The 21,715-nt window shown below is 44.0% G+C and carries 21 protein-coding genes; 8 read left to right on the top strand and 13 right to left on the bottom strand.

Annotation, left to right across the window (positions count from 1 at the left end; genetic code table 11):
• Positions 1 to 5: 5 nt before the first annotated feature.
• Genes hisD through hisIE form a run of 7 tightly spaced genes read left to right on the top strand, consistent with a single transcriptional unit; the run spans position 6 to position 6,140 of the window.
• Positions 6 to 1,310, top strand: coding sequence for a histidinol dehydrogenase (hisD, locus tag OGX98_RS04120; protein ID WP_286594872.1), 1,305 nt, complete (start codon positions 6 to 8; stop codon positions 1,308 to 1,310).
• Positions 1,307 to 2,386 (top strand): histidinol-phosphate transaminase, encoded by a 1,080-nt coding sequence (gene hisC / locus OGX98_RS04115; protein ID WP_286594871.1) that lies wholly within the window; start codon positions 1,307 to 1,309, stop codon positions 2,384 to 2,386. The genes hisD and hisC overlap by 4 nt, the downstream gene beginning before the upstream one ends.
• The gene (hisB, locus tag OGX98_RS04110) at positions 2,383 to 3,450 is read left to right on the top strand and encodes a bifunctional histidinol-phosphatase/imidazoleglycerol-phosphate dehydratase HisB (protein WP_286594870.1); all 1,068 of its coding nucleotides are present in this window, start codon (positions 2,383 to 2,385) and stop codon (positions 3,448 to 3,450) included. Before hisC ends, hisB begins: the two co-directional genes overlap by 4 nt.
• Positions 3,450 to 4,040, top strand: coding sequence for an imidazole glycerol phosphate synthase subunit HisH (hisH, locus tag OGX98_RS04105; protein ID WP_048221125.1), 591 nt, complete (start codon positions 3,450 to 3,452; stop codon positions 4,038 to 4,040). The genes hisB and hisH overlap by 1 nt, the downstream gene beginning before the upstream one ends.
• Positions 4,040 to 4,777 (top strand): 1-(5-phosphoribosyl)-5-[(5-phosphoribosylamino)methylideneamino]imidazole-4-carboxamide isomerase, encoded by a 738-nt coding sequence (gene hisA, locus OGX98_RS04100; protein ID WP_286594869.1) that lies wholly within the window; start codon positions 4,040 to 4,042, stop codon positions 4,775 to 4,777. Before hisH ends, hisA begins: the two co-directional genes overlap by 1 nt.
• Positions 4,759 to 5,535 carry an imidazole glycerol phosphate synthase subunit HisF gene (hisF, locus tag OGX98_RS04095; RefSeq protein ID WP_045444599.1) on the top strand — a complete coding sequence of 259 codons (777 nt, stop codon included), beginning with the start codon at positions 4,759 to 4,761 and terminating at the stop codon, positions 5,533 to 5,535. Before hisA ends, hisF begins: the two co-directional genes overlap by 19 nt.
• A complete protein-coding gene (gene hisIE, locus OGX98_RS04090) occupies positions 5,529 to 6,140 on the top strand; it encodes a bifunctional phosphoribosyl-AMP cyclohydrolase/phosphoribosyl-ATP diphosphatase HisIE (protein WP_048221123.1) in 612 nt (203 codons plus the stop codon). Before hisF ends, hisIE begins: the two co-directional genes overlap by 7 nt.
• Before the next feature lie 62 nt (positions 6,141 to 6,202).
• On the opposite strand, the gene wzzB is transcribed toward hisIE, so the two are convergent.
• Positions 6,203 to 7,186, bottom strand: a complete 984-nt coding sequence (gene wzzB, locus OGX98_RS04085) for an LPS O-antigen chain length determinant protein WzzB (protein WP_045444604.1) — start codon at positions 7,184 to 7,186, stop codon at positions 6,203 to 6,205.
• Positions 7,187 to 7,540: 354 nt separating this feature from the next.
• Here wzzB and OGX98_RS04080 point away from each other — a divergent pair, with 354 nt between their 5' ends.
• Complete coding sequence (locus OGX98_RS04080) at positions 7,541 to 8,545, top strand: NAD-dependent epimerase (protein WP_045444607.1); 1,005 nt, start codon at positions 7,541 to 7,543, stop codon at positions 8,543 to 8,545.
• A 61-nt stretch (positions 8,546 to 8,606) separates the two neighbouring features.
• On the opposite strand, the gene ugd is transcribed toward OGX98_RS04080, so the two are convergent.
• From ugd to OGX98_RS04020, 12 genes are all read right to left on the bottom strand, one after another.
• The gene (ugd, locus tag OGX98_RS04075) at positions 8,607 to 9,773 is read right to left on the bottom strand and encodes a UDP-glucose 6-dehydrogenase (RefSeq protein WP_045444610.1); all 1,167 of its coding nucleotides are present in this window, start codon (positions 9,771 to 9,773) and stop codon (positions 8,607 to 8,609) included.
• A 208-nt stretch (positions 9,774 to 9,981) separates the two neighbouring features.
• Positions 9,982 to 11,388, bottom strand: a complete 1,407-nt coding sequence (gnd, locus tag OGX98_RS04070; RefSeq protein ID WP_045444613.1) for an NADP-dependent phosphogluconate dehydrogenase — start codon at positions 11,386 to 11,388, stop codon at positions 9,982 to 9,984.
• A 240-nt stretch (positions 11,389 to 11,628) separates the two neighbouring features.
• Positions 11,629 to 12,786: a hypothetical protein gene (locus OGX98_RS04065; RefSeq protein WP_286594867.1), complete on the bottom strand. Its 1,158-nt coding sequence runs from the start codon at positions 12,784 to 12,786 to the stop codon at positions 11,629 to 11,631.
• Between the two features lie 186 nt (positions 12,787 to 12,972).
• Positions 12,973 to 13,845, bottom strand: a complete 873-nt coding sequence (gene rfbA, locus OGX98_RS04060; RefSeq protein ID WP_286594866.1) for a glucose-1-phosphate thymidylyltransferase RfbA — start codon at positions 13,843 to 13,845, stop codon at positions 12,973 to 12,975.
• Positions 13,846 to 13,884: 39 nt separating this feature from the next.
• Entirely contained in the window at positions 13,885 to 14,784 is a 900-nt protein-coding gene (gene rfbD, locus OGX98_RS04055; RefSeq protein WP_286594865.1) for a dTDP-4-dehydrorhamnose reductase, read from the bottom strand.
• The gene (rfbB, locus tag OGX98_RS04050; RefSeq protein WP_286594864.1) at positions 14,784 to 15,869 is read right to left on the bottom strand and encodes a dTDP-glucose 4,6-dehydratase; all 1,086 of its coding nucleotides are present in this window, start codon (positions 15,867 to 15,869) and stop codon (positions 14,784 to 14,786) included. Before rfbB ends, rfbD begins: the two co-directional genes overlap by 1 nt.
• 16 nt (positions 15,870 to 15,885) lie before the next feature.
• Positions 15,886 to 16,428 (bottom strand): dTDP-4-dehydrorhamnose 3,5-epimerase, encoded by a 543-nt coding sequence (rfbC, locus tag OGX98_RS04045; protein ID WP_286594905.1) that lies wholly within the window; start codon positions 16,426 to 16,428, stop codon positions 15,886 to 15,888.
• Positions 16,429 to 16,447: 19 nt separating this feature from the next.
• Positions 16,448 to 17,878, bottom strand: a complete 1,431-nt coding sequence (wbaP, locus tag OGX98_RS04040) for an undecaprenyl-phosphate galactose phosphotransferase WbaP (protein ID WP_286594863.1) — start codon at positions 17,876 to 17,878, stop codon at positions 16,448 to 16,450.
• A gap of 3 nt (positions 17,879 to 17,881) precedes the next feature.
• Entirely contained in the window at positions 17,882 to 18,817 is a 936-nt protein-coding gene (locus tag OGX98_RS04035) for a glycosyltransferase family 2 protein (protein ID WP_286594862.1), read from the bottom strand.
• Positions 18,817 to 19,956: a glycosyltransferase gene (locus tag OGX98_RS04030; protein ID WP_286594861.1), complete on the bottom strand. Its 1,140-nt coding sequence runs from the start codon at positions 19,954 to 19,956 to the stop codon at positions 18,817 to 18,819. The genes OGX98_RS04035 and OGX98_RS04030 overlap by 1 nt, the downstream gene beginning before the upstream one ends.
• Entirely contained in the window at positions 19,949 to 20,857 is a 909-nt protein-coding gene (locus OGX98_RS04025; RefSeq protein ID WP_286594860.1) for a glycosyltransferase family 2 protein, read from the bottom strand. The genes OGX98_RS04030 and OGX98_RS04025 overlap by 8 nt, the downstream gene beginning before the upstream one ends.
• 20 nt (positions 20,858 to 20,877) lie before the next feature.
• Positions 20,878 to 21,711 (bottom strand): glycosyltransferase family 2 protein, encoded by an 834-nt coding sequence (locus tag OGX98_RS04020; protein WP_286594858.1) that lies wholly within the window; start codon positions 21,709 to 21,711, stop codon positions 20,878 to 20,880.
• Between the last annotated feature and the right edge of the window lie 4 nt (positions 21,712 to 21,715).

Below are 21,715 nucleotides of genomic sequence, written 5' to 3'. Positions count from 1 at the left end.
TCGCCATGAGCTTTAGCACAATCATTGACTGGAATAGCTGTAGCCCCGAGCAGCAACGCGAATTACTGATGCGCCCGGCAATTTCCGCCTCAGACAGCATCACCCGTACCGTCAGCGACATTCTGGATAACGTCAAATCACGTGGTGATACGGCGCTGCGCGAATACAGCGCAAAGTTTGATAAAACCACAGTCAGTGCGCTGAAAGTCAGCGCCGAAGACATTGCCGCCGCCAGCGCACGCCTGAGTGATGACCTCAAGCAGGCCATGGCTGTGGCGGTAAACAACATCGAAACTTTCCATAACGCGCAAAAACTGCCACCAGTAGATATCGAAACGCAGCCCGGCGTGCGCTGCCAGCAGGTGACCCGTCCGGTGAACTCTGTTGGCCTGTATATTCCCGGAGGGTCTGCACCGCTCTTCTCTACGGTATTAATGCTTGCCACTCCAGCTCGTATAGCGGGATGCAAAAAAGTAGTGCTGTGTTCCCCGCCGCCTATTGCCGATGAAATTTTGTATGCGGCGCAGTTATGCGGGGTACAGGACGTGTTTAACGTCGGAGGCGCGCAGGCCATCGCCGCGCTGGCCTTTGGTAGCGAATCTGTACCGAAAGTGGACAAAATTTTCGGACCCGGTAATGCCTTTGTGACCGAGGCCAAACGCCAGATCAGCCAGCGTCTGGACGGTGCGGCAATCGATATGCCTGCGGGCCCGTCAGAAGTGCTGGTGATTGCCGACAGCGGCGCAACACCGGATTTCGTCGCCTCTGACTTACTTTCTCAGGCCGAACACGGACCGGACTCTCAGGTGATCCTGCTGACGCCGGATGCTGATATCGCACGCCGTGTCGCTGAAGCGGTAGAACGCCAGCTTGCTGAACTGCCTCGCGCGGAAACCGCTCGTCAGGCGTTAAGCGCCAGTCGCCTGATTGTGACTAAAGATTTGCAGCAATGCATCGCCATCTCTAATCAGTACGGTCCGGAACATTTGATTATTCAGACCCGTAACGCGCGGGAACTGGTTGATGACATCACCAGTGCCGGTTCGGTATTTCTCGGTGACTGGTCGCCGGAATCGGCGGGTGATTACGCTTCAGGTACCAACCACGTCCTGCCAACCTATGGCTATACGGCAACCTGCTCAAGTCTTGGGCTGGCTGATTTCCAGAAACGGATGACCGTACAGGAATTATCACCGCAAGGTTTCTCAGCCCTGGCCTCTACGATTGAAACGCTGGCCGCCGCTGAGCGACTGACCGCCCACAAAAATGCCGTCACCCTGCGTGTTAACGCCCTGAAGGAGCAAGCATGAGTACTGATAACATTCTCAGCGTTACCGATTTAGCCCGTAAAAATGTTCGTGAGCTGACGCCCTATCAGTCCGCCCGCCGTCTGGGCGGTAATGGCGATGTCTGGCTGAATGCTAATGAGTTTCCGACCGCTGTTGAATTCCAGTTAAGCCAGCAGACGCTAAACCGCTATCCGGAATGTCAGCCGAAAGCGGTGATCGAGAACTACGCACAGTACGCAGACGTGAAACCACAGCAGGTACTGGTCAGTCGTGGGGCAGACGAAGGTATTGAGCTGTTGATCCGCGCATTTTGTGAACCCGGCAAAGATGCGATTCTCTACTGCCCGCCAACCTATGGCATGTACAGCGTCAGCGCCGAAACCATCGGCGTTGAATGCCGCACCGTCCCTACTCTTGACGACTGGCAACTGGATTTACAGGGCATAGCTGAGAAGCTTGATGGTGTAAAGGTTGTCTACGTTTGCAGCCCGAATAATCCAACAGGTCAGTTGATCAACCCACAGGACCTGCGCTCACTGCTCGACATGACGCAGGGGAAAGCCATCGTGGTCGCCGATGAAGCCTATATTGAGTTTTGTCCGCAGGCAACGCTGGCAGGCTGGCTTTCTGAATATCCGAACCTGGTGGTCCTGCGCACGCTTTCCAAAGCGTTTGCCCTTGCAGGCTTGCGCTGCGGATTTACGCTGGCTAATGAAGAAATTATCAACCTGCTGCTGAAAGTGATTGCACCCTACCCGCTTTCTACCCCAGTGGCAGACATCGCCGCCCATGCACTGACGCCACAAGGGATTTCAGCCATGCGTAAACGGGTGACGCAGATCCTGCAAGAGCGCCAGTATCTGGTCGATAACCTGAAAACAATCCCCTGCGTGGAGCAGGTTTTCACCTCTGAAACCAACTATATTCTGGCCCGCTTTACCGCCTCCAGTTCTGTGTTTAAATCTCTGTGGGATCAGGGCATTATCTTACGAGACCAGAACAAACAACCTTCGTTAAGCGGCTGCCTGCGTATTACTGTCGGAACCCGTGAAGAGAGCCAGCGCGTCATTGACGCCTTACGTGCGGAGCAAGTATGAGCCAGAAGTATCTTTTTATTGACCGTGATGGAACCCTGATTTCTGAACCGCCAAGTGACTTTCAGGTTGATCGCTTTGACAAGCTCGCTTTTGAGCCGGAGGTTGTCCCTGCGCTACTGAAACTGCAAAAGGCAGGTTATAAGCTGGTGATGATAACCAACCAGGATGGCCTGGGAACGCAAAGTTTCCCGCAGGTAGATTTTGACGGCCCGCACAACCTGATGATGCAGATATTCACCTCTCAGGGGGTGGAATTTGATGAAGTATTGATCTGTCCGCATCTGCCAACGGATGAATGCGATTGCCGTAAGCCAAAAGTGAAGCTGGTCGAACAGTACCTGGTTGAGCAAGCGCTGGACGCCGCGAACAGCTACGTCATTGGCGATCGGGCGACCGATATTCAGCTTGCTGAAAACATGGGAATTACCGGATTACGCTATAACCGTGAAACCCTGAACTGGTCGATAATTGCCGAACAGCTAACCCGACGCGATCGTTACGCTCACGTTGAGCGTAATACCAAAGAAACACAGATTGACGTCAAAGTCTGGCTGGACCGCGAGGGTCGCAGCAAAATCAATACCGGCGTTGGTTTCTTTGACCACATGCTGGATCAAATTTCGACCCACGGCGGTTTTTGCATGGAAATTACCGTCAAAGGCGATCTGTATATCGACGATCACCACACGGTGGAAGATACCGGTCTGGCGCTGGGCGAAGCCTTAAAGCTGGCTCTGGGCGATAAACGCGGAATCAACCGTTTTGGTTTTGTACTGCCGATGGACGAGTGTCTGGCACGCTGCGCACTGGATATTTCCGGGCGCCCTCACCTGGAATACCGGGCTGAATTTACCTATCAGCGCGTCGGCGATCTGAGCACGGAAATGATTGAACACTTTTTCCGTTCACTCTCTTACACCATGGGTGTAACGCTGCATCTGAAAACCAAAGGCAAAAATGACCACCACCGCGTGGAAAGCTTGTTCAAAGCATTTGGTCGCACGCTGCGTCAGGCAATTCGCGTGGAAGGCGACACGCTTCCCTCCTCAAAAGGAGTGCTGTGATGAATGTGGTGATCCTCGATACCGGCTGCGCCAACCTGAACTCGGTGAAATCCGCCGTGGCGCGTCATGGATACGATCCTATTGTCAGTCGTGACGCCGATGTTGTACTGCGCGCCGATAAACTCTTTCTGCCCGGTGTTGGCACCGCGCAGTCGGCAATGGATCAGTTACAAGAACGAGAACTGATAGAGCTGATCAAAGCCTGTACACAACCTGTGTTAGGGATTTGTCTGGGCATGCAACTTCTCGGTCGCCGCAGCGAAGAAAGTAACGGTGTCGACCTGTTGGGCATTATTGAGCAGGACGTGCCCAAAATGACCGATTTTGGCCTGCCACTACCGCATATGGGCTGGAACCGCGTATATCCGCAGGCCGGGAACCGTCTGTTTCAGGGCATTGAGGACGGCGCATATTTTTATTTTGTGCACAGCTACGCCATGCCGGTGAATCCGTGGACCATCGCTCAGTGCAACTATGGCGAACCGTTTACCGCTGCAGTACAAAAAGACAATTTCTTCGGCGTGCAGTTTCACCCTGAACGTTCGGGTTCCGCAGGGGCGCAGTTGCTGAAAAACTTTCTGGAGATGTGATGATTATTCCGGCATTAGATTTAATCGACGGCACGGTTGTACGCCTCCATCAGGGCGATTACGCGCAACAGCGCGATTACGGCAACGATCCCTTACCGCGTCTACAAGACTACGCCGCGCAAGGTGCGCAGGTTTTGCACCTGGTGGATTTGACCGGTGCAAAGGATCCGTTGAAACGACAAATACCGCTGATTAAAACGCTGGTCGCTGGCGTAAACGTTCCGGTACAGGTTGGCGGCGGCGTGCGCACTGAAGAGGACGTTGCAGCCCTGCTGGACGCGGGTGTTGCGCGTGTGGTTATCGGATCCACAGCGGTAAAATCACCAGAGACGGTTAAAGGCTGGTTCACCCGCTTTGGCGCCGATGCGCTGGTACTGGCACTCGATGTGCGTATTGATGCCCAGGGCAACAAACAGGTAGCGGTCAGCGGCTGGCAGGAAGACTCCGGCGTTTCGCTGGAAGAACTGGTTGAGACCTATTTACCCGTTGGCCTGAAGCATGTGCTGTGTACAGATATCTCCCGCGATGGCACGCTGGCTGGCTCAAACGTCTCGCTTTATGAAGAGGTCTGCACCAGATACCCGCAGGTGGCATTTCAGTCCTCTGGCGGTATTGGTGATATTGAAGATGTGGCCGCTCTGCGCGGGACAGGCGTTCGCGGCGTGATCGTCGGCCGTGCTCTGCTGGAAGGTAAATTCACCGTTGAGGAGGCCATCCAATGCTGGCAAAACGCATAATTCCATGTCTGGACGTTCGCGATGGACAGGTTGTCAAAGGCGTCCAGTTTCGCAATCACGAAATCATTGGCGACATCGTGCCGCTGGCAAAACGTTATGCCGATGAAGGTGCGGATGAACTGGTGTTCTACGATATCACTGCTTCCAGCGATGGCCGTGTGGTTGATAAGAGCTGGGTTTCACGTGTGGCAGAAGTGATAGACATTCCGTTCTGTGTTGCTGGCGGCATTAAGTCGGCGGAAGACGCAGCCAAAATACTCACCTTTGGTGCAGACAAAATCTCAATCAATTCCCCTGCGCTGGCCGACCCGACGCTGATTACCCGCCTGGCTGACCGTTTTGGTGTGCAGTGCATTGTGGTAGGTATTGATACCTGGCATGACACAGAAACCGGAAAATATCACGTCAATCAATATACCGGTGATGAAAACCGTACCCGCGTCACCCAGTGGGAAACTCTCGACTGGGTAAAAGAAGTGCAAAAACTCGGGGCAGGCGAAATCGTCCTCAATATGATGAACCAGGACGGTGTTCGTAACGGCTACGATCTGGAGCAGCTAAAAAAAGTGCGCGAGGTTTGCCATGTTCCACTGATCGCCTCTGGTGGTGCAGGAACGATGGAACACTTCCTCGAGGCATTCAGAGATGCAGATGTCGACGGCGCACTCGCAGCTTCAGTCTTCCACAAACAGATAATTAATATTGGTGAATTAAAAACGTACCTGGCGACACAGGGCGTGGAGATCAGGATATGCTAACGAAGCAACAAAGCCGGGAACTTGACTGGGAAAAAACCGACGGACTGATTCCGGTCATTGTGCAACATGCGGTATCCGGGGAAGTATTGATGCTCGGCTATATGAACCTGGAGGCGCTGGAGAAAACCCTCGAAAGCGGGAAAGTGACTTTTTTCTCGCGCACCAAACAGCGTTTGTGGACCAAAGGTGAAACCTCTGGCAACTTTCTCAATGTTGTCAGCATTACACCCGATTGCGATAACGACACCCTGTTGGTGCTGGTCAATCCAGTTGGACCAACCTGCCATAAAGGCACCAGCAGTTGTTTTGGTGAAGCAAGCCATCAGTGGCTTTTCCTGTATCAACTTGAACAACTGCTTGCTGAACGTAAAACGGCGGATCCTGCCAGCTCTTACACCGCGAAGCTTTATGCAAGTGGCACTAAACGAATTGCCCAGAAGGTCGGTGAAGAAGGTGTCGAGACCGCATTGGCCGCGACGGTGCATGATCGTTTCGAACTGACCAATGAAGCATCAGACCTGATGTATCACCTGTTGGTTCTGTTGCAGGACCAGGATCTCGATCTGACCACGGTGATTGAGAATTTACGTAAACGTCATCAGTAATCTGCAGACACAAAAAAACCGGGCAACGCCCGGTTTTTCTTTTGCAGTAAATAAATGATGACTTACTGCGCTTTTGCGTTGTAACTACGCAGAGCGTTGCGACCAAGAACCACACCCGCACCAATCATCCCACCCAGCAGTACTGCCAGAACCAGAGTAATTGCTTTTTTCGGACTATCACGACGCACAGGTAAGCTTGGTTTCATCACATAACGGTAGGAGTGCATCTCTGCCCCCTCAAGCTTCAGATTCTCGATATCCAAGAGCTTTTGTTTGGTCTGAAAGTAGCTGTCAGAGAACACCAGGGGACGTGTAGACTCATGCTCAATCATCGATTTCAGGGCTTCACTACCCAGAAGGAACATACTGTCCTGAGTAACATCCTGAGTTTGCTGGAGCTGCGGCTTGGTTACATTCGCCTGTTCGGCATAGCGCAATGCTTCCTGGATTTGCTTAATTCGCAATTCTTTTTGCTCCTGAGCAACCACTTCCTGAGTTTTCAAAGAGTCTTCAAGCGTAGTCGTTTGCAACTTGATGTTATCAGCCAAGTCGAGTTCAAGCTCTTTAGCAACTTTTTCATCAGTTTGTTGAATGTATTCAGACAGCTGACGCTGCGCATTTTCTGCTGAATTACCTACATAAGAAACCGCCAGCGGCAGCTGCTGACCTTTAACCGACGGCTCAATGGTCAATTTTTCTGGTTTTTCCTGGTTATCGAGTGTTTCGGCTAACGCAGAGAAAGACGTACTAAAACGACCAACCACATCCATCTGAAGATCTGTTACTTTTGGCGCACTGTTACCATATATAACGTTAAATGCGTTATTGTAGGTCGCAATTTGACCAACATCCGGCTGGGTAATAATTGCTGTGGAAGTCCATTTTTCTTTAGCAATCATCAGATAGCCTGCCGCCAGCGCAACCGCAACAATCACACAAACAATAATCGTCACTTTGCCACGCCACAACTGCACTACTAAATCAATCAAATCAATCTGTTCCGGATCGTTACTGCGCCCGGATGTGTTGTTATCGCCCACAGACATAAATACCCTAAATGAGGAAAAACCGAAACTGGAAATAGTGTAGTCATATATACGGGTAATGCCATAGGATTATTGATAAAAATCGCAGATTGTTTACAGGATTTTGATTGGTATTTTAATCATCACAGAAAAAGTTACTCAGGAAATCATTAACATCAACGTTCAGATGCCCGTTATTGAGGAATAATCTGATTAATCAACAAATTCACGTCATGAATATGTTTTTCATCACCAAAACAGAGGTTGGCGTAATGACACTTAACGATTATCTTTCTTGCCATCTAACGGTATCATTCTTGTTTTGTGGTGCCTGCTGGCACCTGGCTATAATTTAGCCTGAAAGAGGAACAAAAAATGAAATTTCTGGTTACGGGAGCCGCTGGTTTTATCGGCTTCCACGTTAGCAAGCGCCTCCTGAAGGCAGGCCACCAAGTCGTCGGTACTGATAATCTTAACGACTATTACGACGTGAACCTTAAACAAGCTCGTCTGGATTTACTGGCGCAACCCGGTTTCAATTTTCATAAAATTGATTTAGCCGATCGGGACACGATGGCTGAGCTTTTTTCAAGCGAGCATTTTGACCGTGTAATACATCTTGCCGCACAGGCTGGCGTACGTTATTCGCTCGAAAACCCGCACGCCTATGCTGACTCTAACCTTACTGGCTTTCTGAACGTGCTTGAAGGTTGTCGGCATAATAAAGTACAACATTTGCTCTATGCCTCCTCCAGTTCAGTATACGGCCTGAACCGCAAAATGCCTTTTTCTACGGATGATTCGGTCGACCATCCCGTTTCTCTGTATGCCGCGACCAAAAAAGCTAATGAACTAATGGCACACACGTATTCGCACCTGTACGGACTACCTACAACAGGCCTGCGCTTCTTTACTGTATACGGTCCATGGGGTCGCCCTGATATGGCGCTCTTTAAGTTCACCAAAGCAATGCTCGAAGGTAAAAGTATTGACGTGTATAACTTCGGAAAAATGAAGCGTGATTTTACCTATATTGATGATATCGCAGAGGCAATTATTCGCTTGCAGGACATCATTCCGCAGGTTGACGCACAATGGACCGTTGAGACCGGAACCCCGGCAACAAGCATTGCGCCCTACCGCGTATACAATATTGGAAATAGTTCACCAGTTGAACTGATGGATTACATCAAGGCATTGGAAGATGCCCTTGGTATTGAAGCCGCTAAAAATATGCTGCCACTACAGCCTGGCGACGTACTGGAAACCAGCGCAGATACTAAAGCACTGTATGAGATTATTGGTTTTAAACCCGAAACAACAGTTAAAAATGGCGTGAAAAACTTTGTTGACTGGTATCGTGATTTCTACAAAGTATAATTGCAGTCTGGTTTAATGTAATAAAAGGCCTTTCAAAAGGCCTTTTTTACAGAAACGATATTTAATCATTGCCAAACAGATCTCGCGTGTACACCTTTTCGGCGACATCATCCAGTTCCGGCGTCATACGGTTAGAAATAATAATATCTGCTTCATTCTTAAAGGCGTCTAAGTCACGTATCACTCGAGAACGGAAGAACTCATCCTCTTTCATGACGGGTTCATAAATAATAACGGGCACACCCTTAGCTTTAATCCGTTTCATTATTCCCTGAATGGAAGATGCACGGAAGTTATCAGAACCACTCTTCATAATCAGGCGATACACCCCCACCACCTTCGGCTTACGGGCGAGGATAGAGTCAGCAATAAAATCTTTACGCGTACGGTTAGCATCAACAATCGCGCCAATAATATTATTCGGTACTGAAGCATAGTTAGCCAACAACTGCTTAGTATCTTTCGGCAGGCAGTAGCCACCGTAACCGAATGATGGGTTGTTGTAATGGTTGCCGATACGCGGATCCAGGCATACTCCTTCAATAATCTGACGCGAATTCAGCCCCAGACTCTCTGCATAGCTGTCCAGCTCGTTAAAATAGGCTACGCGCAGCGCAAGATAAGTGTTGGCGAAAAGCTTAATAGCTTCGGCTTCGGTAGAGTCGGTAAACAGGGTCGGAATATCTTTCTTCACGGCCCCTTCCTGTAGCAGTGCAGCAAAACGCTCGGCGCGCTCGGAACGCTCACCAATTACGATACGAGACGGATGCAGGTTGTCGTATAGCGCACGGCCTTCACGCAAAAACTCCGGCGAAAAAAAGATATTGTCGATACCCAACTGCTCCTTAATGGAATTCGTAAAGCCCACCGGAATGGTGGATTTTATGACCATCACTGCATTTGGATTAATTTCAACAACATCGCGGATTACTGATTCCACACTGGAGGTGTTGAAGTAGTTGGTTTTCGGGTCGTAATCAGTCGGGGTGGCGATAATAACGTAGTCAGCATCGCGGTAAGCATCATTCTTATCGGTTGTCGCACGGAAATTCAGCGGTTTCGTGGCCAGATACTCTTCGATCTCTTTATCAACAATCGGCGATTTTTTCTGATTCAGCATGTCGACTTTAGACTGAACGATATCCAGGGCAACCACTTCATGGTGCTGGGCGATCAGAATGCCGTTCGACAGGCCTACGTAACCTGTTCCTGAGATAGTTATCTTCATTCGCTCTGCAACTTCTTCCGGTTAAACATTTAAGGGTGAACGTGTCACCATCGTTAGACCCAACTTTGTCGTATCGGATCAGCATGCAATCATTATATCGTGATTTATAACTGTAAGGCCTATCAGACCAAGCCGAATGCCGTTTTTTGCCCATAAAAAAGCCCGGAGGAGCGCTCCGGGCCTGCATTTACGATTGGGTTAAATCAGATTAATCCAGCCATTCGGTGTGGAACACACCTTCTTTATCAGTGCGTTTATAGGTGTGTGCACCGAAGTAGTCACGCTGAGCCTGAATCAGGTTCGCCGGCAATACCGCAGAACGGTAGCTGTCATAGTATGCTACGGCGGCAGAGAACGTCGGTACCGGGATACCATTCTGCACAGCATAAGCCACTACATCACGCAGCGCCTGCTGATATTCGTCAGCGATGTTTTTGAAGTAAGGAGCCAACAGCAGATTTGCGATGCCTTTGTTTTCAGCATAAGCATCGGTGATCTTCTGCAGGAACTGAGCGCGAATGATACAGCCTGCGCGGAAGATCTTCGCGATTTCACCGTAATTCAGATCCCAGTTGTACTCGTCAGACGCAGCGCGCAGTTGAGAGAAACCCTGCGCATAGGAGACGATTTTGCCCAGGTACAGAGCGCGACGTACTTTCTCAACGAACTCTGCTTTATCACCAGCCAGTTTAGCCTGCGGACCAGACAGCACTTTAGATGCAGCAACACGCTGGTCTTTAAGGGAGGAGATGTAACGAGCGAATACAGATTCAGTGATCAGAGACAGGGGTTCCCCAAGATCCAGAGAACTTTGGCTGGTCCATTTACCGGTACCTTTGTTCGCAGCTTCATCCAGGATCACATCAACCAAATATTTACCGTCTTCATCCTTTTTAGTGAAGATATCTTTGGTGATGTCAATCAGGTAGCTGCTTAATTCACCTTCGTTCCACTCGGTGAAGGTGGTCGCCAGCTCTTCGTTAGACAGGTTCAAACCACCTTTCAGCAGAGAGTAGGCTTCAGCAATCAACTGCATGTCACCGTATTCAATACCGTTGTGGACCATCTTCACATAGTGGCCCGCACCATCGGCGCCAATATAGGTTACACATGGCTCACCATCTTCGGCAACAGCTGCGATTTTGGTCAGAATTGGCGCGACCAGTTCGTAAGCCTCTTTCTGGCCACCAGGCATGATAGAAGGCCCTTTCAGTGCGCCCTCTTCACCACCGGACACGCCGGTACCGATGAAGTTAAAGCCTTCGGCCGACAGTTCACGATTGCGACGAATGGTGTCCTGGAAGAAGGTGTTACCGCCATCAATAATGATATCGCCTTTGTCCAGATACGGCTTCAGGGAATCAATGGCAGCGTCTGTACCTGCTCCCGCTTTCACCATTAACAGGATACGACGAGGCGTTTCAAGGGATTCAACAAACTCTTTTACCGTGTAGTAAGGCACCAGTTTCTTGCCAGGGTTCTCGGCAATCACTTCTTCGGTCTTTTCACGGGAGCGGTTGAAAACGGAGACGGTATAACCACGGCTTTCGATGTTGAGCGCCAGGTTGCGCCCCATCACTGCCATACCGACGACGCCGATCTGTTGCTTGGACATTACATACTCCTGTCAGGTGTGGTCGCCGCGACATGCGCGGCTTGAATGTGACCTAAATATTAACTCAATATTAGCAATTTTGGATAGCATTTAAACTTGCCAAGGTATCATTACTATAATTTTCTTAGCAAAGTAAAGATATTCAAATATGTATATCATGAAACCACGCAGTATTCAGCCAAGGTATTCTTTAAATCAATTAATCTAATGCAATAAAAAATAACTCATCGCCAATCAGACTTAATCACACGCTCTTTTCCTTGTTACAGGCCTGGTTAAAAAACCAACAATCAATATCACAACAAAACCGAAAAAGAACTCTCCCTTAATAAACAAATTATCGAAAAGCATAAAGAAAGATAACGTCGAGAAATAAACAACAAAAACGTCTTTGATATGTTTAGGTGTAATGACATAGCCGATCAAAAATAATAACAGCTGAAAAATAAGTTGTATTACCACCCCCCAAACCCCCATTATCCTTGCAGCTGCCGCATATCCAGTACCCACGTTTAGATGTTTGACTACAAGGTCAATTTCAAATGATTCAAGGTTAAGATATTTTGTAAATGTATTCGGTAAAATAACGTTACTTATATAACCACCCTGGCATGTACCAAAATTCACAGCAGTATTACAGGCATGGCCATAATTATCATAACTGCTGAAGTTAAGTAGTAGATTATAAATTGGACTGGCAATATACAACCAAACCCAATAAAACGACTCCCATAGCAAAGCACCTCGTCTATTAGCCCCACCAACCATATAAATATAGCCATCTACATAATCACCAGATAGTTGCTGCCGTAAATTACCCAGAACACCAAAAATCATGATTAGCAGAGCACCATAACAGACAAATTTTATTACCGACTTAGATGAGACTTTATATCGCAGCGACAATGCTATTACCGTCATAATACTCGACATCATTATCATCTGTCGGGATAACAATAAGATAGCCACGATAAAAATGCAACCCAAACATATTATCAATTCTTTGGCACTAGAATATAAAGCGGAAAAAATAGCAGAGCATAATAGCAATGAATAAAATACAACATGTAATACTGGTAATGAGATATAATTATCACGCCCACCATCAAATAACAAGGGTATACCCATTAATACGAACTCAACAAAAAAACCGCCCAAGCTTATGTACAACATATAGCGATAGGTATTTTTATTAACCCCATAGTTTTTTAACTCTGGCTTTGGCAACCAATAGCTAACTGTACTCAAAAGCAGATGAAAAAAAATTATAACCAATAGATATAATATTCCTGTTTCATCTGGTTCTGCATAAAACCAAGATAGATTTAACAGCGAAAACAATAAACTCAATGTTAGAATTAACGCTGTATTGAGAGGGTAGGTTAAAAATTTAAACATCGGTCCTCCAGATATTGTTGAAAGACAATATCAGGAAAAAATACAATATTACAACAATTAAAAACACGTCACTTCATACAAATGAAGCGACGTCCTGTATTTGCTACATATCTATATTATGATATAAAAACAAAAAATAAGTCATTCCCTTACATGGAACATAGTCGAATAATTAATAAGTTGTGATTATTTAACTAACTTATTCAAATACTTTCCATAGTTATTTTTTGCCATCGGTTTCGCAAGTTTGCGGACCTGGTCAGCAGAAATAAATCCTTTCCGAAATGCAATTTCCTCAGGGCAAGCGACCTTTAATCCCTGACGCTCTTCAATAGTCGCAATAAAATTACTGGCTTCGATGAGACTCTGGTGGGTACCAGTATCAAGCCACGCATAACCACGCCCCATCATCTCAACGGAGAGATTTCCTTGCTCCAGATAAAGTTGATTAATATCTGTAATTTCTAGCTCACCACGCGCCGAAGGCTTCAGGGTCTTAGCTAGGGAAACTACACTATTATCATAAAAATACAGTCCAGTCACTGCATAGTTACTTTTGGGTTTTACGGGCTTCTCTTCTAAGGAAATAGCTTTGCCTGTCTCATCAAACTCAGCTACGCCATATCGCTCTGGATCATTGACATGATAAGCAAAAACAGTCGCACCCGATTCTTTTTTTACTGCGTTTGATAGTAATTTTGGTAAATCATGACCGTAGAAAATATTATCGCCTAACACTAGCGCACAACTATCATCACCAATGAACTCTTCACCAATAATGAAAGCCTGCGCCAGACCATCAGGGCTATCTTGTATTTTATACTTTAAGTTCAGTCCCCACTGACTCCCATCACCTAGCAGTTGTTCAAATCGAGGCGTATCTTGGGGGGTACTGATAATAAGTATATCTCGAATCCCAGCCAGCATTAATGTGGTCAGTGGATAGTAAATCATCGGTTTATCATAAATCGGTAATAATTGCTTGCTCACCGCCATTGTAACTGGATAAAGTCGTGTTCCTGAACCACCAGCTAAAATAATACCTTTACGAGTTGTCATTTTTTATCTCAAATAGTGCTTATGCCAAAGAGTAGGGGGTCAAAGTGACGATGCGTTAAATAGTTCAGCCAACATCCGCTCCACACCAACCTGCCATTGTGGTAACTGCAGATTGAAAGTCGTCTGAAATTTTTCCGTTGAAAGACGAGAGTTTCCTGGACGGCAAGCTGGAGTCAGATATTCACTCGTTGGTATTTTTCTGACATCCTTAACAGCTAATTCTATCCCTGCTTTACGTGCTTGAGTAAAAACTAATTCAGCGTAATCAGCCCAAGTCGTAACCCCTGATGCAACCAAATGATATAAGCCAGTTACCTCTGGCCTAGCTTGTGCGGTGATAATAGCGTGAGCAGTGCAATCAGCAAGCAACTCAGCACCAGTCGGTGCACCAAATTGGTCACAGATAACCGACAAAGTCACATTTTTTTTGGCCAATCTTAGCATAGTCTTGGCAAAATTATTCCCTTTACCAGCATAGACCCAGCTAGTACGAAATATAAGATATTTTTCACAATGTTGCTGCAATAATTGCTCACCAGCTAGTTTGGTTTCACCATAAACATTGAGTGGATTGGTCGGGTCAGTTTCTTTCTTTGCAATGTCACCATCACCTGGGAAAACGTAATCAGTGGAGTAGTGGATAACCCAAGCATCAATCTTTTGGGCTTCAGATGCAATAGCCCCAACACTCTCGGCATTCACTATATACGCCAATCCAGGTTCGGACTCTGCTTTGTCAACAGCGGTATATGCAGCAGCATTAACAATAACGTCAGGTTTGATTCGGCGTATAGTTTCAGCAATCCCTTCGGGATTAGTAAAATCACCGCAATACTCACTAGAATTAAAATCTAGCGCAGTCAATTTACCCAAAGGGGCCAATGCCCGTTGGAGCTCCCAACCAACCTGTCCGCCCTTACCAAACAATAGTATATTCATTACACTCGATCCTTATAGTTATGCTCAATCCAGTTAGCATACTCCCCGCTTCTCACATTATTTATCCACTCTGTATTGTCGAGATACCACTGGACAGTCTTGCGAATCCCAGACTCGAAGCTTTCCAGAGGGGACCAATTTAGTTCATTTTTGATTTTATCCGCATCAATAGCATAACGGCGATCATGGCCCGGTCGATCTGCAACCCAGCTAATTAGTTCACGGTATGAGGTTGAAGATGGCGCAAGTTCATCGAGTAAATCGCAAATTGCATGAACCACTTCTATATTTTTTTTCTCATTATGTCCACCAATGTTATATGTTTCGCCTGGTGTGCCTTTAGTCAATACACAATAGAGCGCACGTGCATGATCCTCTACATATAGCCAGTCTCGAATCTGATCGCCTTTACCATAGATTGGCAATGGTTTCCCTTCAAGGGCGTTCAGTATCACCAGAGGTATAAGTTTTTCTGGGAAGTGATATGGACCATAGTTATTAGAGCAATTAGTTACAATTGTCGGTAAACCGTAAGTCCGCTTCCACGCACGCACCAAATGATCACTGGATGCCTTTGAAGCTGAATATGGACTGCTTGGTGCATAAGCTGTTTCTTCGGTGAACAACGGTAATAAATCATCGCCTTCCCATTGATCCGGGTGCGGTAAATCACCGTAAACCTCATCAGTTGAAATATGATGAAATCGGAACGCTTCTTTACGTGATCTTTCTAAGTTATTCCAGTAAGCTCTACTCACCTCTAACAATGTGTATGTACCTACAATATTCGTTTCAATAAAATCTGCCGGACCAGAAATTGAGCGATCTACATGGCTTTCTGCAGCCAAATGCATAATTAAATCAGGTTGATGATGTTCGAAAATGCGTTCAATGTCAGCTTTATCGCAAATATCTGCTTTCTCGAAAGAATAACGCTCACTATCAACGATGCTTTTTAACGATTCCAGATTACCTGCGTAGGTCAATTTATCAACATTGACAACGTAGTCAGCGGTATTATTTATAATATATCGAACCACTGCAGAACCAATAAACCCCGCGCCGCCTGTTACCAGAATTTTCATCAAATAGACCTATAAATTAAAGTTGAGAAGCATATTCTTTAAAAGTTAATCCTTTCATATCCTTATCAGAAAGAACAGGATCGGATACCAGCCATTCAATATTCAGATCAGCATCATTCCATAAAATACATTTTTCACTTGCAGGATCGTAATAATTTGTACACTTATATTCAAAATCAGCGATATCGGAGAGAACAACAAAACCATGAGCAAGTCCTGGCGCGATCCAAAATTGTTTTTTATTGCTTTCGCTAAGGATTACTGACTCCCAAAGACCAAAAGTTGGTGAATTTTTACGGATATCAACTGCCACATCAAGTACTTCTCCATGAACCACACGAACTAACTTGCCTTGTGGATTATTGGTCTGGAGATGTAAACCGCGCAAAACATTCTTGACTGAACGTGAATGGTTATCCTGGATAAAATCATGTTCAATATCTAACATTTTCTTATAACGCTGGGCGTTAAATGTTTCCAAAAAGAAACCACGTGCATCTTCAAATACTTTGGGTTCTATGATCTTCACACCATCGATCTTAGTATCAATAACTTTCATCATCGCACCTTTAATAGAATTAATAAGCACCGTCGCGTTTTAAAACGACACTAACTGTTTTAAATAAAATAACGATATCATTCCATAGAGACCAGTTTTTAACGTACCATGAATCAAAATATACTCGTTTTTCATAATCAACATCATTTCGTCCGCTTACCTGCCATAAACCTGTCATACCTGGTTTTGCCATGAGGTAGTAATCAGCTTCATCGTTGTAGCGTAGTAGCTCCTCAGCGATAACTGGTCGTGGACCTACTAAACTCATCTCACCTTTCAAAACATTAAAGAGCTGAGGAAGTTCGTCCAAGCTGGTACGGCGAATAAATTTTCCTATTGGGGTAATTCGAGGATCATCTCGTAACTTAAAGTCTTTTTCCCATTCATCTCTGGCTTGAGAATCACTTTCAAGCAGGTTTTGTAGCACCTCCTGCGAATTCATCACCATTGAGCGGAATTTAAGACATTTAAATAAGTTTCCTTTTCGACCAACCCTTTCATGCCCATAAATAGCATACCCACCGTCTTTCTTTACTTTAAGGCTCAGATAAATAAGTAGTGGAGAAAGTACGATTAAAAGAAGGCTAGAGACTATAATATCAAAAGTTCGTTTAACAAAACGAGAACTGCGTTTAGCTAGATTGTTATTCACTCTAAGTAATAAGACTTCATGACTAAAGATGAATGCCATATCTGTTCCATACAATGGCACACCACGAATTGTAGGTATTACCGAAATCGAACGACATTTTTTCTTTGTGAGATTTTTAAGCCATCGTTCTAATTGTTGATAGTCACCATCATCAAATGCAAGGATATATTGGATATTTCTAAAATCTTCAATTTTGTAGATATCCTCCTCTTCTGTAAGAACCTTAATATCTTCACTAATAGGCTCAACCTTGCCATTGACAGTATATAAATATTGAATATCATAGCCTAAATTCTTTTCACTCATTAATGCTTGATATGCGTCATAAGCGTTAACACCGCCACCTAGAATAATAGTTTTCTTTTTCCACATACCTATTTTTTTTAAGAATCGCTTAACTAAATTTCGGCCGACCGGTATAAATATAAAAATTCCACACCAAGTAAATGCCCAAAGATAGCGAGAAAAATGCCATTTTGAAAACGCGACGATCGCCAAATCTATTACAGCGAAAATAATGATTGTTCGTAGTATCTCTTTTAGCTCATTCCAAAATGGTTTCCTGTATGTATAATGGCGTAAGCGAATTCCAAACCACGCTACAGCGACGAATCCAAGAATGAAGTGAGAGAGTACTCGGTAATTATAATCTTCCCCAGGCAGAAAAGGCGATAAGTCACCACCAAAAAAATACTTGGTAAGCATCATTGCTACAAAAAGAGAGGATATATAGGCAAAAAAATCAACACTTGCGAAAATATATTTCGGTATATTATGCTGAAACTTATTCTTTATCATGACTCACCTGTTATAAGAATTCTTCCAGTAATTCCTGTGCATACTCATTTTTTTTATGACACTAAGCGGGAGATTTTTATATCTCAATCCAATTTTGTATCCAATTAATTTTGCAATATTATTCATAGATGCTTTAATAATTAACAATGGATTATATCTCATTAGATAAATTATCTCTGATTTAATGAATCTATTACCTTCTGAGGATACTCCATTAAATTCTTTCTGAATCCACGGTTCATCTTGATGGAAAACACCAATATCGAAATAACGCTTATATTCTTCGATAATTGAGTAATTATGTGAATGACGGACTGCAGCCTCAGAGCAATAGCCTGTTTTTAGATTATGTTGAATAGCTTTCGCCGCAAAAAACATATCTTCACAAAGGATAGTATCCGTTGGGAAACCACCAATACGACGAAAATCATCTACTTTATAAGCGGAAAATGAATTTGACATGAAAGCGGTTTTGATACCACGAACAGGGATACAATCTAGCTGATTTATCAACGAGTTGCATCCATAATTAAATTCACGCGCATGGGCCGCTATTGGATTAGCATCAATATGAGGGAGTTGCTTACCATATGCAGCGCATAGATCATTTTCGATCATAAAATTGACTAATGTAGTCACACTATTTCTGGTTTCAAGAATAGCATCCTGAGTCAGAAAAACAACATAATCCTTATCATGAAAAATATCCATAGCTAGATTACGAGTACCACCATGATTAAAATCATGCTGCTGAATCTCATGGACAATGAATCCATACTGTTGGGCAACCGCTTGGGTGTTGTCCTTACTTTGTGAGTCCACAACCACGACATCGGTACCGGGTTGACAATTTAGATGAATAGCTCGCGCCGCTTTCTCCCAAATTCTCCCACCATTATAAGTCACTACCGCAATACCAACTTTTAAAGTAGAGCTCATTATTTAATTTCCAAAGAATCAAGAATCTGTTTCGCTAACTCAGCCCAACTGTGGCTAACCAAATATGCAGGATCATCAGTAAATGTAGTCGGTTCGAAAATATCTTCACCTTGGGAAAATGCAGCTAATTTTTCGGCCAACAGAACAGCATCATCAGGTTTGAAAAAGTTCACTCTTTCATAATTTCCTATTGTCTCATGAGCATAGGGTAGATCGACAGAAAGAATTGGTAATTTAAACTCTTTTGCTTCAGAAAGAGGAAGCCCCCATGTTTCAAGCTTAGAAGGAAAAATAAGAGCATCGGTTTCATTGCGATATATATCATCTAATTTTTCTTTGCTTTTCAGACCAATGAAATGTATATTTTGCAGCCCACGCTCCTCACACTCAGAAATAATAAAATCTCCAAATTTCGTCATTCCTTTATTAAAGGTTAATAATATGTTTAATTTATTATAGATATGTACTTGTTGTTTTTTTAAGATTGCCATCGCATCAAGAAGTATATTAAAATTTTTAAAAGTTCTTGGAAATGCTGGGTACAGCAATCTTTTTACTTCAGTAGACACTGAGTTGCATTGAGCAGTTTCACGGTTTCCTATCTTGTCTGCCTCAGGGCGGGCAACCAACAAATTATTAATACTATAGTTTTCCTTAAAATACTTTGCAATCCATTGTTGTTGCACAATGACTAGCTTATTAGATTTGATATTAATACGATATAAATATTTATAAAGTTTGGTAAACAAGAAAAAAGTGCGATCATACTTACGATCGAGATGACTTGCCTGATAAAATGGAGATGGGTTATGACAGTACACAAACTGGTTGGCCGTAGCTACCCGTGCAGACATATCGTGCAGACATATCCAAGCATCTGGATTTAGTTCTTTACTCAATGTAAAGCTAGTTATATATTCAAATTTGATTCTTTTAAGCCAGCCTGTTTTAATATTTTTATACTCATAAAATTCAATATTTTCTTGTGACTTAAATTGTTCAAATAAATTCACATCGTGAACCAAGCAAATTAACCTCACCCCAGAGACTTTGCTAAATGTAGTGATCATTGTCCTGAATACGGTCAAAATACCGCCTTCAACCATATTAACACCGGAAAGAACAATTAACTTATTCATAAATCAACCAAAGTATTGAAAAAATTGCACTGTAGGCAAACCTCTCATTATAATAAGGCTTAACACATTTATGCAAGAAACGCATTTTTTGTAAAAAAGTTAATTTCCTTTTACATTCATTATTTTCCAGCAGATTAAGCATTATTCGCGCCGATATGACTGAGCGCTTGATTCCTGATAAGGTCTTTTTCACTCTTTTAGCTCTAGCGAAGATACTACGTCGTTGGGCACCTACAACGTTTGCTGAGTGTTGACGATAATTAACAAGAGGCCGAGCCAGATAAAATATTTTCCCACTCCTCGCAGCTTGAAAAGCATACCAGTGATCATGCATTGCAATATGCTCTGGCACCATTCCAGCTATTTTGAGAAGTATTGAATTCATCATAACTGTACAGCCATAAACCGACGATCGCCAGGTTAAATAATTTAATGCCAAATTATTATTAGGATCCAGTTTTGAATAATTGTAAAAATCATCACTTATTAAATTAAGATTTTCATCAACTATTCTAAGGTTTGAAAAGCCTAAACAAGGGACTTTTTCTCCGTTGACTATCTCTTGTTCACGAATCTCATTAAGCATCAGTTCTATTTTGTCTTTTTCCCACACATCATCTTGATCGCAAAAAAGAATGTAGTCCGCTGTACTGAATTGGATGCCATTATTGAAGTTTTGTACAACTCCTGCGGCATTAGGACAAACATGACAACTAACCCTAGAATCCTTATTCGAAATACTGCGAACAAGGTCAACTGTACCATCAGAAGACCCGTCATCTGTAACAATTAAATTTAGCGCCGTATGCGATTGTTCTAAAATAGAAAAAATTTGCTGCTGAATAAATTTGGCACCATTATGAGCCGCGAGAATAACATCAACATGAATATCCTGATTCATAGTTATTTAAAACACTCATTTTAATATGAGTATTTTCCTCCTTTGCCTTTAACTCCATCCCAAATACCTTGCAAAATAAATTTAATTCGTTTCCTTTTTGGTGCCATTATCGCAAAAAGAGGTATTTTTTTTAGCAAAAGGAAAATAATTATAAGTTTGCTCCTCATGTCAAAACTCTTAGATTTTAATGAGAAAACCCAGTTGCGTACAAGATAATATTGTCGTATCGGTGAACCTATTCTAACCTCCCAAACAAAAAGTTTTGGATACTCATTTTCACCAATATTATGGTTCATCATCACACGTGGAGTTTCAAAAGAAAGAAATCCTTTCGTTCGTGCACGATAGCTCCACTCAACATCAATCATATCGATGAACCAATCGGCTTTAAACATCCCCACGGTTTGGAAGGCACGTAGAGGAAAAAGAGCGCCAGAAGAAATAATAAAATCTTTCTCAGTCAACCCCACACTCTTTGGTTGATGACCTGTTGATTGCCGGTTAATTGTTGGCCCTATACAAGCGATAGGATACTGATCTTTAAAATTATTATACTCAGCAATCATTTTTTTGCAGTATGAATCTGAAATCTGTGAGTCTTGATCAAAGGTAAAAATGAAATCACAATTTTCATCCATAGCTTTCTGCAACCCAATATTTTGCGCCGCAGCGATACCAATATTGTCATTCAGCCGAATAATATCCACACCCTTGTAGCTATTAACTTGTGAAGGCTCACTATTGTCAACAATAATTACCTTAGATACCTGATGTGTTATTTTTCTGACGAACTCATCAAGTACTGAATTGTCTGGATTATAGGTGACAATGATTGCAAATAATTTGTAGTCCATATTA

Origin of the sequence: Citrobacter sp. Cm046, from assembly GCF_030333065.1 — a bacterium.
GTDB lineage: Bacteria > Pseudomonadota > Gammaproteobacteria > Enterobacterales > Enterobacteriaceae > Citrobacter > Citrobacter murliniae.
Note: the sequence above shows the minus strand (reverse complement) of the source record. Positions and strands in the feature narration are given on the sequence as shown.